Genomic DNA, 11,451 nt, shown 5'->3' on the forward strand with positions numbered 1-11,451 from the left:
CTCCTGCAAAGGTCGGGCGTGTTCGACCAGCGCGCCGTGCTATGCTCTCGCCCGTACCGTCACCGACAAGCGGGCCCATGGTCCGGAAGCTCACAGCCTGGTTGGCCCTGGCCCTGTCGGCCGTGCCCGCCGCCGCCCAGCAGCGCGCGCCCACGGTCTTCGAGGGCGCGGGCGCCGATCCGCGCGTCTCGGTCTCCCAGCCGGAAACCACCAGCCAGGCCTCCGGCGGCTACGTCCGCTCGGTCGAGCCCTATCTCGGGCCGCTCGGCGATCCGCTGGGGATCCGCCCGGCCCTGAAGGAGCGGGGCATCGAGTACAGCCTGACCTACATCGTCGACGTGCTCGGCAACCCGGTCGGCGGCCTGCGGCAGGGGGCGATCGTCGAGGACCGCCTCAACCTGCGCCTCAACCTCGACCTCGACCGGCTCGCGGGCTGGGAGGGGGCGACGGTCCACGCCAACGCCTACTTCATCCACGGCACCGGCCTGTCGCGCTACTACGTCGGCAACCTGCTCACGACGAGCGTCATCGAGGCGCTGCCGTCCACGCGGCTCTACGTGCTCTGGTTCGACCAGAGCCTGATGGACGGAAAGCTCGGGATCCGGATCGGCCAGCAGGCCGCCGATACCGAGTTCTTCGTCAGCCAGACCGCGACCCTGTTCGTGAACTCGACCTTCGGCTGGCCGGCCATCACCGGGCTCGACCTGCCGAGCGGCGGCCCGGCCTACCCGCTCGCGGCGCCGGCGATCCGGGCCAAGTACGTGCCGGGCAACGGCTTCTCCCTGCAGGTCGGCCTCTACGACGGCGATCCGGCCGGCGCGAACCGCCCCGGTCGGGATCCGGAGGCGCAGCGCCTCGACCGGACGGGCACGAATTTCCGCCTGCGCGATCCGGCCCTGATCATCGCCGAGGCGACCTACGCGTACAACATCGCGCCCGGCGCCCGGGGATTGCCGGGCGACATCACCCTCGGCGGCTGGCAGCATTTCGGCCGGTTCGACAGCCTGCGCTTCGACATCACCGGCGTGCCGCTGGCCGACCCGAACGCCACCGGGATCGGCCGGCCGGTACGCGGCAATGCCGGTCTCTACGCGATCTACGACCAGACCCTCTACCGGGAATCCGGCAAGGACGACGAGGGCCTGGGCTTCTTCGTGCGCGCGGCGTGGTCGCCCACGCGTTCGAGCCTCATCGACGCCTACGTGGATACCGGCCTCGCCTACAAGGGCCTGTTCGAGGGTCGCGACGACGACACGGTCGGACTCAGCTTCGCCTACGCCCGCATCGGCGACGATGCCCAGCGGGCCGACCGGGACACGATCCTCTACACCGGGATGCCGATGCCCCGGCGCCGCGCCGAGGCGGTGATCGAGGCGACCTATCAGGCGGTGGTCGTGCCGGGCTTCACCGTGCAGCCCGACGCGCAGTACGTCATCCGGCCGGGCGCCGGGATCGCCGGTCCGGACGGCCGCCGGCTGCGCAACGCGGCGGTGTTCGGCCTGCGCGCGACCGTGCAGTACTGAGCCGGCCTGCGACCGCGGCACCCGGAACGCTCCCGGGACCCAGCCTCTTTCAGCAGCATGTTGATTTTCGAGTGGGTCGTCGGCGTCCTGTTCGGTGCCGTCCTCCTGGCCGGCGTCGCGCGCCGGTTCGGGGCGCCGTATCCCGCCTTCCTGGCGCTGGGCGGCGTGGGCCTCGCCTTCGTCCCCGGCGTCCCGAACCTGCGGCTCGATCCCGAACTGGCGCTCGCCCTGTTCCTGGCACCGGTCCTGCTCGACGCCGGGTTCGACGCCTCCGTGCGGGACCTGAAGGAGAACTGGCGCCCGGTGCTCGGGCTCGCGGTCGGGGCCGTCGCGGTGACGGCCGTCGCGGTCGCGGTCGTGGCGCGGCTCGTCGTGCCGGACATGCCGCTCTCCGCCTGCATCGTGCTGGGCGCCGTGGTCGCGCCGCCCGACGCCGTGGCGGCGCTGGCCGTGCTCAAGCACGCGCCGATGCCGCACCGGCTCGCCACGATCCTGCGCGGCGAGAGCCTGCTCAACGACGCGGCCTCGCTGCTGATCTACCGGCTCGGCGTGACGGCCGCGATGGCCGGCACCTTCCACCCGGCGGAGGTGGCGCCGGCCTTCCTCCTGGGCGTGGTCGCGAGCCTCGCCGTCGGCCCCTGCCTCGGCCTGCTGTTCGTGGCCGTGACCCGGCGCGTGACCGATCCGGCGAGCGCGATCGTGCTGCAATTCGTCGCCGCCTTCGGGATCTGGCTCGCCGCGGAGCGGCTGGAGCTGTCGGGCGTCCTGACCATCGTGACCTTCGCGGTGACGGTCGCCCGCCGGGCCCCCGGCGTCACCGCGCCGCGCGCCCGGGTGATCTCCTACGCGGTCTGGGACACGGCGGTGTTCGTGCTCAACGTCCTGGCCTTCGTGCTGATCGGCATCCAGATCGACCCGATCCGGGAGCGGCTCAGCGGCGCGGACGCGTGGCAGGCGCTGGTCCTCGCGGGCGCGACCTTCGCCACCGTGGTGCTGACCCGCCTCGCCTGGGTGATGCCGACCACCGGGATCCGCGGCTTCGGCCTCCGGCAGGCCGGCGCCCCGGCGCGGCTGGGCCCGGGGATCGCCCTGTCGTGGGCGGGCATGCGCGGGATCGTCACCGTGGCGGCTGCCCTGGCGCTGCCCGCCGCGTTCCCGCACCGGGATCTCGTGGTGGTCACGGCGTTCGTCACGGTGCTCGGCACCCTGATCGTCCAGGGCCTGACCCTGCGGCCGCTGCTCGCCCGTCTGCGGCTGGAGGACGACGATCCGGTGGGCCGGGAGACCGGTTGGGCCCGCGCCGCGGCCTACGAGGCCGCCCTGGAGAGCCTCGCCGACGCGGAGAACGAGCCGGCGACCGACGCCCTGCGCGCCGAGTTCCGCGCGGCCCTCGCGGAGGCCGAGGCGCACGACGAAGGCCTGGCGCCGGAGAGCCTGCCGGCGATGCCGCGCGGCGGCGCGCCGTCGAGGCCGCCCGCGACGCGGTGCTCGCCCTGCGCCGCCAGGGCCGGATCGGCGACGACGCCTACTACCTGCTGGAAGAGGAGTTCGACTGGGCCGAGCTCAGCGCAACCCCGCGCGCGGAGACCTGAGCGCGCGCCCCGTCAGACGCCCTTGCGCGCCGCGATCCGGGCCTCGATCGCGTCCCAGACGGCGACCGACAGGTCGGGGCCGCCGAGCCGCTGGATCGCCCGGATGCCGGTGGGGGAGGTGACGTTGATCTCGGTGAGGTGCCCGTCGATCACGTCGATGCCCACCAGGATCAGGCCCCGCCGCGCCAGTTCCGGCCCGATCGTGGCGCAGATCTCGCGCTCGCGGTCGGTCAGCTCGGAGGCGGAGGCGGCGCCGCCGCGCACCATGTTCGAGCGGATGTCGTTCGCGGCCGGGACGCGGTTGACCGCCCCCATCGGGACGCCGTCGACCAGGATGATGCGCTTGTCGCCCTCGGTGACCCGGTCGAGGTAGCGCTGCACGACCCAGGCCTCCCGGAAGGTCGTGGCGAACAGGTCGAACATCGAGCCGAAATTCGGGTCCTTCTCGGTGACCTTGAACACGGCCGCGCCGCCGTGCCCGTGCAGCGGCTTCATCGCCACGGTCCCGTGCTCAAGCCGGAAGGCCTCGATCTCCGCCTTGTCGCGGCTGATCAGGGTCGGCGGCATCAGCTCGGGGAAGTCGAGGACGAACAGCTTCTCGGGCGCGTTGCGCACCTCGAAGGGATCGTTGACCACGAGCGTCTCCGGATGGATCCGCTCGAGCATGTGGGTGGCCGTGATGTAGGCCATGTCGAACGGCGGGTCCTGGCGCATCAGCACCACGTCCGCCTCGGCGAGGTCGAGCCGTTCCGGCGGCGCCAGGGTGAAGTGCGCGCCCTCGACGTCCTGCACGGTCAGCCGCTCGACGCGGGCGGTCACGCGCCGGCCCTGCATCGAGAGCCGGTCGGGCGTGTAGTAGACGAGCGCGTGCCCCCGCCGCTGGGCTTCCAGCAGCAGGGCGAAGGTGGTGTCACCCGCGATCCGGATATTCTGGATCGGGTCCATCTGGACCGCGACGGTCAGGCTCATACCAAACGCCCCTCGCCAACGGCGGGCAACTCGACCAAGTCCCGTCTCAATCGTCGGACAGGGACTTGCTGCCCGTGCGCTTGTCGTAGTCGCCGATCGCGGACCGGCACTCGGGGGACAGGCGCTTGCGGTTGCGCATCATGCAGCGATCCGCGTCCTGACTGTTCGGATCGACGCCCGCGCAGAGGCGGAAATAGTCGTTCGCGCAGCCGAGCTGCAGGCCCTGGTCCTCGCGTTGGGCGTAGGCGGGGCCGGCGGTCAGCGCGGACAGCGCCAGCGCCGCGATGGCCAGCCCGCGGCGGCGGGAGGCGCGCAGGGATCGTTCCGGAACCAGTCGCATTCAGCGGTGTCCTCAATCTCGATCGGGCGGGGAGCCGACGCGGCGGTCCCGCCATCGCCCGTGCCCGGCATATCGGTCGGGCCGGGCGGTAGGCAAGCGTCGAGGGTCCCGAGGGGTTCTGCGCGGCAACGTCGCGGCCACGCTTCGCCGCGGTGTGGCGCGCGGGTCGCACAGCGGGTCGCACGATGGGTCGCACGATGGGTCGCCGGGCGCCGCCGCCCGGCGGGACGGGCCGCACATAAGAAGGCCCCGTCCGGGATCGGACAGGGCCTCAAGTCGAAGGGAGGAAACGCCCGCCATGGGCACGGACAGCTACGCAATTCACGCGCCAACTCCCGCCAGCACCGCGTTTCCCGGCCGGAGCCCGGAAAGACTCCGTTAACCACGTCGTGCTGGATTGTTTCGGTAGCCCTTGCCGACGCCCTCCGAAGGGCCCGGGCCAGATGCTCGGACCGCCGACAGGAGCCGGAGACCATGACCCTTTTCAAGCCGCTGGAGACCGGCGAAACCCGTTCGTCGAAGCCCGCCGCCGATCCGACGCGCCGCGCGGCCGCGTCCGCGACCCTGATCCCGTTCCCGGGCGCGGAGGCGCGGCGGACCTGCCGGATCCCGCGCTCCGGCGAGCGGCGCGGCGAGATCCTCCTGTTCCTCGGCGTGCGCTACGAGCGCCTCGCGTCCTGAGGACGTCCCCGCGCATGTCCCTCCGGCCGCGCGACACCACCGACGGTTCTCCCATGTCTGCCCCGGATCGCCGCCCGCTCGGCCACGCGCGCACCGCGCTGCGCCTCGCTCCCGCCGGGGCCGCGCTGGCCCTGCTCGCGGCCTGCACCCAGAGCGGCGATTTCGGCCGGCCGCGCACGGGGGTCTGGAACGGCCTGATCGACACGACGGGCAGCTTCAGCACCCGGGATCGCGGGCGCCTGCTGCTCGATTCCGGCCTGACCGACGACGAGCAGGCCCTGCGCGACCGCGCGTGGCGGTTCGTCGAGCCTGCCAGCAGCTTCACGGCCTTCCAGGACACGGTGTTCGGCCTCGCCAGCGCCCACGCGCTCCCGCCGACATGGCGCTACGAGGAGGTCGGCGCCTATTACGAGGCGCTGACCGGGGAACCGTCCCGCTCACCCGTCTCCCGCTACCGGAAGCTCAGCGACGACGCGACCGCCGATGCCCGGCTGATCCCGCTCTTCGTGGCGCTGGCCGCCCGCGTCATCGACGCGGATGCCGCGCGGCTGCGCAGCCTGCCCTTCGCCAGGACCCTCGACGACGCGGCCGTACGGGATGCCGTCCAGCGGGTCGCCGAGAACCGCTGCCTGATCGCCTGGGTGCGGTTCGAGGCCGGCCTGCGGCTCGCCCGCTACCGGTTCGCCCTGGAGCACCTGTTCGCCGCGGCGCCGGCACCGGAATCGGTCTCGGCCGAGCGCTCCATCCTGATGCTGGTCGCGCGCCGCAACCTGCTCGACCCGCTCCTCCCGCCGGACGCCGCGGCCCGGTGCGGCCTGGGGCCGGCTCCGCTGCCGCCCCCGCCGCCGGTGACGCAGGCGGCGCCGCTGGTGGTGAAATACTGAGCGCTCGAGGCCGCCCGAGGATGAGGGTCGTGCCGCGCGGATGGCCGGAAGCCGCCCCCGGCCGGCCCTAGTACTTGAGCCCCGTATCGCAGAGCACGGTCACGGCAACGGCGTCGTGCGGGAGACGCCCGGACGACAGCAGCGCGACCGTCGCGGCGACGTTGGCCGCGGCCGAGTAGCCGACATGCAGGCCCTCCCGCGTCGCCAGGGCGTGCCGCCACTCCTCGGCCGCCGCGTCGGTCACCGGGATGGACAGGTCCATGAGGCCGGCCGTCCAGTGCGGCGGGACGCTGCCGTAGCCGGTGCCCTGGATGAGGTGCCGGTGCTTCGTGACCGGCGATCCGCCGAGGGGCTGACAGCCCGCCGGCTCGACCGCGGCGCAGATCAGGGACGGGTTGCGCGCGCGCAGCACCGCGGCCACGCCGAGGAAGGTCGCGCCCGTGCCCACGGCCGCCACCCAGGCATCGACCCGGCCGGACGATTGCGCCCAGATCTCCGGTCCGGTCGTCTCGCGATGCGCGCGCAGCCCCTCCGGCGCGTGGAACTGGTCGACGTAGAAGCCGCCCCGCTCGGCCGCGACGCGCTCCGCCGCGTCCGCGGCCGCCCGCATGTCGGCGCCGGTGACCTGCCCCGGGACGCCGTCCACCTGCGGCACCCGCACGACCTCCGCCCCGAGCGCCTCGAGCATCCGCACGCGCTGCAGACTGTTCCCCGCCGACATCGTGACCACGAGCGGGTGCCCCAGGGCCGCGCAGGCCACCGCGAGGCCGGCCCCCATGTTGCCGCTGGTCATCTCGATGACGGGCGCCCCCGCCGCCAGGCGGCCGTCCGCGCGCGCGGCCAGCAGGATGGCGCGGGCGGCGCGGTCCTTGACGCTGCNCCATGAAAGCTCCAAAACGCAAAAAGCCCCTGGGCGCAGACAAGATCGTCCGCGAACCAGAGGCTTCAAAGCCGTGATGTCGTGCAGCACTGCTGCTGCGGGGCAACCTTGCCCGGTAAGACTACGATACGCGCCGCACTCCGGCGGGACCGGGCCGCCGCCCTGGCCAGGGCGGTGGCGGCCCTGCCCGATGGCCAGCGGCAGGCGGTCGAGCACCTGGGCCTGCGCGAGCTGTCGCTCGACGAGACCGCCGCCCTCACCGGTCGCAGCAAGGGGGCCCTCAAGGTGAACCTGCACCGGGCGCTGAAGGCGCTCCGGGCCAGCCTGACGCAGGAGCGGGAGTGATGGCCGGAGAGGGGAGCAACTGGGCGGGCGGCGACCTGTCCCGTCACGAGCGGCTCGTCGAGGCGCTCGCGGGCGGGCTCGAACCCGTGCGGCCGCTGCCGGCCCCGGAAGCCCGCGCGGCCCTCTGGCTCGGCGTGACGCTGGTGCTCGGCGCGGTCCTCGCCGCCTGGATCGGGACCGGCGGCTTCATGCTGCGCATGCACGTGCCGGACCTCGCCCTCGCGGCGGTGGGCGCCGTGCTGACGGCGATCACGGCCGCCTACGCGGCCTTCGCCACCAGCGTCCCGGGCCGGTCCGGCCGCTGGGCGCTGCTGCCGCTGCCGCCCCTCGCGCTCTGGGTCGGCGCCAGCGGGCTGGGCTGCCTGCGCGACTGGATCGCGCCGGGGGCCGACGTGCCCGGCGAGCACACGGTCGCGGGCTGCTTCAGCTTCCTGATCTGCGTCTCGGTGCCGCTGTCCGTGCTGATCGTCGTGATGCTGCGGCGCGCCTGTCCGCTGCGGCCGAACCTCACGGCCGCCCTCGGAGGGCTGGCGGTGGCGGCGGCGGCCGCGGCGCTGCTCATGCCGGTCCACCCGCACGACGCCACCGCCACGGACCTGCTGTTCCACGCGGCGGCGGTCGCCATCGTGATCGCGGCCAACGGAGTGGCCGGCGGCCGGCTGCTCGGACGGGATTCGGAGGTCGGCTAGGGCGTTCCGGTCGAGGCGCGCGGCCGCTCCGGCGTGAGCGGGTCTGCGGGCGTCGGGCGCGGGCGCCTCAGGCGGCGCTCGGATCGAGGCCCGGCCAGTCCACGATCCGGTCCGGCAACTCGTCCTCGGAGAATTCCTCCTCGTTGCCGCTGAGCCGGCCGCGGACCGAGATGCCCGCCTCGTGCACGCTCGCGGCCCGGCCGGAGACCAGGGGGTGCCACGGGTAGAGCGGCTGCCCGTCGCGCAAGAGCCGATACGCGCAGGTCGGCGGCAGCCAGGCGATCGACCGCACCGCCTCCGGCGTCAGGCGCACGCAGTCGGGCACCCGCTTCTGCCGCCGGGCGTAGTCGCGGCACCGGCAGGTGAGGCCGTCGAGCAGGGTGCATCCGACGTCGGTGTGGTGGACCTCGCCGGTATCCTCGTCCTCGAGCTTCATGAGGCAGCACCGGCCGCAGCCGTCGCACAGGCTCTCCCACTCCGACGGGGTCATGGCTTCGAGCGTCTTGGTCCGCCAGAACGGCTCGACCGCCCCGCGGCGCGGCGCCTCGGGCTTGGGCATCGGAAAAGTCTCTCGGATGGGGAGGCGCCTCTGTGCCCGAGGCGCGGCACCGCTGCAAGCGTGGCCGCCGATGGGCCCATGCGACCGGATCGCCCCGTCGCGCGTTACGCCCAAGCTCGTCCGCGGCGAATCGCGAGACTGCGCAGAGCCTCGCCGCCGGTTCCGGATCCTGCTATGGACGACGGATGCCGCGCGGTGGCGCCGGCGCAGGGTTCGTGTCCGCGGCGCGGGCGCTCGACCATCCGCCGCCAGATCCGCCGCAGAGGCGCTCGACAAGCCGGGTTCGACATCGTGCGCCTGCCGACGTTCACCGAGATCAAGGTCCGCCTCGAACGCGCCGCCCTCGCCTTCGACGCCTGGGTCAACGCGAGCCTGTACGACGGCGGCCAGTCGACCGGGCAGGTCTACGAGCGCTTCCAGCGCGTCATGAGCCGCTTCGCGGTGCGTGGATGGAAGCGCGTCGCCCTCGACCTGACGAGCGAGGGCGTCACCATCGGGACCGGCGGCGCCATCCTGATGCTCGCCCTGGCGCAGCCCGCCTTCCACCTGACCAGCGAGAACTGGCTGAAGCAGCAGGACCTCGCCGTCACCTTCCTCGACCGCTACGGCACCGAGGTCGGGCGGCGCGGCATCAAGCACGACGACTCGCTGAAGCTCGACGAGTTTCCCGACATCATGATCAAGGCGCTGGTCTCCACCGAGGACCGGCGCTTCTACGAGCACTGGGGCATCGACCCGATCGGCACCCTGCGGGCGCTGGTGAACAACTCGCGCGGCGGCAACGGCACGCAGGGCGGGTCCTCGATCACACAGCAGCTCGCCAAGAACCTGTTCCTGACGAACGAGCGCTCCCTGGAGCGGAAGGTCAACGAGGCCTTCCTGGCCCTGTGGCTCGAGAGCCACCTGACCAAGAACGAGATCCTGAAGCTGTACCTCGACCGCGCCTACATGGGCGGCGGCACCTTCGGCGCGGTGGCGGCGGCGGACTATTATTTCGGCAAGCCGCTCAAGGATATCAGCCTCGCGGAGGCCGCCATGCTGGCGGGCCTGTTCAAGGCGCCGACCAAGTACGCCCCGCACGTCAACCTGCCGGCGGCCCGCGCCCGGGCGGCGGACGTGCTGCACAACATGGTGGAGGCGGGCTTCGTCACCGAGGGCCAGATCCAGACGGCTCTGCGCAACCCGGCGACGCCGGTGACCCGCACCCGCGACATCACCGCCGACTACTACCTCGACTGGGCCTTCGGCGAGATCAAGGCGATGGCCGACGCCGGCAAGCTGCGCAACGACCGCGTGCTGACCGTGAAGACGCCGCTGGACCTCGCGATCCAGAAGCGGGCCGACGAGGTGGTGGCCGACATCCTGCGCAAATCCGGCGACGCCTACGACGTGGACGAGGCCGCCATGGTGATCCTCGATCCCGACGGGGCGCTGCGCGCCATGGTGGGCGGCGCCGATTACGGCGAGAGCCAGTTCAACCGCGCCACCGACGCGCTGCGCCAGCCCGGCTCCTCGTTCAAGCCCTACGTCTACTCGGCCGCCCTGAACTCGGGCCTGTTCAAGCCCGATACGACGGTGGTCGACAGCCCCGTCTGCATCGGCAACTGGTGCCCGCAGAATTACGGCCGCTCCTACGCCGGCCGGGTGCCGATGTGGCTGGCGGTGGCCAAGTCGATCAACACGATCCCGATCAAGATCTCCATCGCGCTCGGCAAGGCGATGGGCATCAGCCACGAGGCCAAGGCCGCCAAGGCGGGCCGCGCGAAGATCATCGAGCTCGCCCACAAGATGGGCATCACCTCGAACCTGATCGACACGGTCTCGATGCCGATCGGCTCGGACGAGGTGACGGTCATCGACCAGGCGGCGGGCTACGCGGTGTTCGCCAACGGCGGCTTCCGCGCCAAGCCCTACGCGGCCATCGAGGTCAAGAATTCGTCCGGCGAGGTGATCTACCGCCACGCCGACGAGGCGCCCGAGCGGGTGCTCGCGCCCCAGGTCGTCGCGGACATGAACTTCATGCTCAACAAGGTGGTCGAGGAGGGCACCGGCAAGCGGGCGCAGCTCGAGGGCGTGAAGGTGGCCGGCAAGTCCGGCACGACGAACGCCTACCGGGACGCGTGGTTCGTCGGCTACACCGGCAATTACGTCGGCGCCGTCTGGTTCGGCAACGACGACCACACCTCGACCAACAAGCTCACCGGGGGCTCCCTCCCGGCCCAGCTCTGGCACGACGTCATGGAGCCGGCCCACCGGGGCATCGAGATCAAGGGCCTGCCCGGCCTGAAGGAGAATCCGCGCGCCGCCCAGCAGCAGGCCTCCGGCGGCCCGACCGCGCCGACCGACCCCAATGCCAGCGCCTACGGCAAGCTCTCGCGCCGCTCCTTCGAGGTGATCAGCGGCCTGAACGGCCTGTTCCGCACCGTCGAGCGCGCCCCCGGATCGGCGCCGGACGCGCCCGCCGGCGCCGGAGACGCCCCGAAGACCGGCCGGAAGCCCGGCGACCGGGCGGCGGCGCCGTCGGGTCAGCTGCGCGAGGTCGCCGAGGGCGGCCGCCCGGTCGGCGGCTTCACCGAGGTCCGGTGAGCGCATGAAGCTCACGATCCCCGACGTGCTCGGCCGGACCTCCGCGTTCGCCGGCGCCCCGCGCAGCGGCGCGGCACGCTTCGTCCTGCGCCTCTGGCGCAAGAGTTCGATCGCCGGCCTCGCCGCCTACGCCCTGGCGCTCGGCGCCGTCCTGGGACTGGCCAGCGCCGACTGGGCCACGAGCGGCGGGTACCCGTTCGGCGGCGTGCAGGTCGGCGCCTGGACCGCCTGGCCGCGGGCCGGCGCGGCGAATGCCGATCCCTACACCCGCGCCGTCAACGCGCGCCGCGGCGAGATCCCCCTGGCGGTCGGTGAGGGCCTTCTGCTGACGGCGGCGGTCGACGATGCCGGGCAGGCGCTCGACGCCACCTGCACGTACCAGATCGGCGGCGCGACGCCGCCC

Annotated in this window: 9 protein-coding genes and 3 pseudogenes; 8 read left to right on the forward strand and 4 right to left on the reverse strand. The window is 72.9% G+C overall.

Annotation, left to right across the window (positions count from 1 at the left end):
• Positions 1-77 precede the first annotated feature (77 nt).
• Together MMR14E_RS01810 and MMR14E_RS01815 are read left to right on the forward strand one after the other, a co-directional pair.
• Positions 78-1,523: a carbohydrate porin gene (locus MMR14E_RS01810; RefSeq protein WP_331312558.1), complete on the forward strand. Its 1,446-nt coding sequence runs from the start codon at positions 78-80 to the stop codon at positions 1,521-1,523.
• A 57-nt stretch (positions 1,524-1,580) separates the two neighbouring features.
• A pseudogene (locus tag MMR14E_RS01815) lies at positions 1,581-3,115 on the forward strand (cation:proton antiporter).
• A 12-nt stretch (positions 3,116-3,127) separates the two neighbouring features.
• Here MMR14E_RS01815 and gshB read toward each other — a convergent pair.
• Positions 3,128-4,084, reverse strand: coding sequence for a glutathione synthase (gshB, locus tag MMR14E_RS01820; protein WP_331312559.1), 957 nt, complete (start codon positions 4,082-4,084; stop codon positions 3,128-3,130).
• Positions 4,085-4,130: 46 nt separating this feature from the next.
• Positions 4,131-4,424 carry a hypothetical protein gene (locus MMR14E_RS01825; RefSeq protein WP_331312560.1) on the reverse strand — a complete coding sequence of 98 codons (294 nt, stop codon included), beginning with the start codon at positions 4,422-4,424 and terminating at the stop codon, positions 4,131-4,133.
• A 474-nt stretch (positions 4,425-4,898) separates the two neighbouring features.
• Between MMR14E_RS01825 and MMR14E_RS01830 the strand changes: the two genes are divergently transcribed.
• Positions 4,899-5,105, forward strand: a complete 207-nt coding sequence (locus MMR14E_RS01830; RefSeq protein ID WP_331312561.1) for a hypothetical protein — start codon at positions 4,899-4,901, stop codon at positions 5,103-5,105.
• A 53-nt stretch (positions 5,106-5,158) separates the two neighbouring features.
• Positions 5,159-5,989: a hypothetical protein gene (locus MMR14E_RS01835; RefSeq protein WP_331312562.1), complete on the forward strand. Its 831-nt coding sequence runs from the start codon at positions 5,159-5,161 to the stop codon at positions 5,987-5,989.
• Between the two features lie 67 nt (positions 5,990-6,056).
• Here the strand turns inward: MMR14E_RS01835 and MMR14E_RS01840 are convergent, their stop codons facing one another.
• Positions 6,057-6,884, reverse strand: a complete 828-nt coding sequence (locus tag MMR14E_RS01840; RefSeq protein WP_331312563.1) for a PLP-dependent cysteine synthase family protein — start codon at positions 6,882-6,884, stop codon at positions 6,057-6,059.
• A gap of 126 nt (positions 6,885-7,010) precedes the next feature.
• Between MMR14E_RS01840 and MMR14E_RS01845 the strand changes: the two are divergent.
• Positions 7,011-7,214, forward strand: a pseudogene (locus tag MMR14E_RS01845) (sigma factor-like helix-turn-helix DNA-binding protein); the annotation flags it as partial.
• Complete coding sequence (locus MMR14E_RS01850; RefSeq protein WP_331312564.1) at positions 7,214-7,903, forward strand: NrsF family protein; 690 nt, start codon at positions 7,214-7,216, stop codon at positions 7,901-7,903. The pseudogene MMR14E_RS01845 and the gene MMR14E_RS01850, both read left to right, overlap by 1 nt.
• A gap of 67 nt (positions 7,904-7,970) precedes the next feature.
• Here MMR14E_RS01850 and MMR14E_RS01855 read toward each other — a convergent pair whose 3' ends face one another.
• Positions 7,971-8,462 carry a YcgN family cysteine cluster protein gene (locus MMR14E_RS01855; protein ID WP_331312565.1) on the reverse strand — a complete coding sequence of 164 codons (492 nt, stop codon included), beginning with the start codon at positions 8,460-8,462 and terminating at the stop codon, positions 7,971-7,973.
• Positions 8,463-8,753: 291 nt separating this feature from the next.
• Between MMR14E_RS01855 and MMR14E_RS01860 the strand changes: the two genes are divergently transcribed.
• Positions 8,754-11,048 carry a PBP1A family penicillin-binding protein gene (locus MMR14E_RS01860; protein WP_331312566.1) on the forward strand — a complete coding sequence of 765 codons (2,295 nt, stop codon included), beginning with the start codon at positions 8,754-8,756 and terminating at the stop codon, positions 11,046-11,048.
• 4 nt (positions 11,049-11,052) lie between these two features.
• Positions 11,053-11,451 (forward strand): annotated as a pseudogene (locus MMR14E_RS01865) (hypothetical protein); the annotation flags it as partial.

Source organism: Methylobacterium mesophilicum, assembly GCF_036441335.1.
Lineage (GTDB): Bacteria > Pseudomonadota > Alphaproteobacteria > Rhizobiales > Beijerinckiaceae > Methylobacterium > Methylobacterium mesophilicum_B.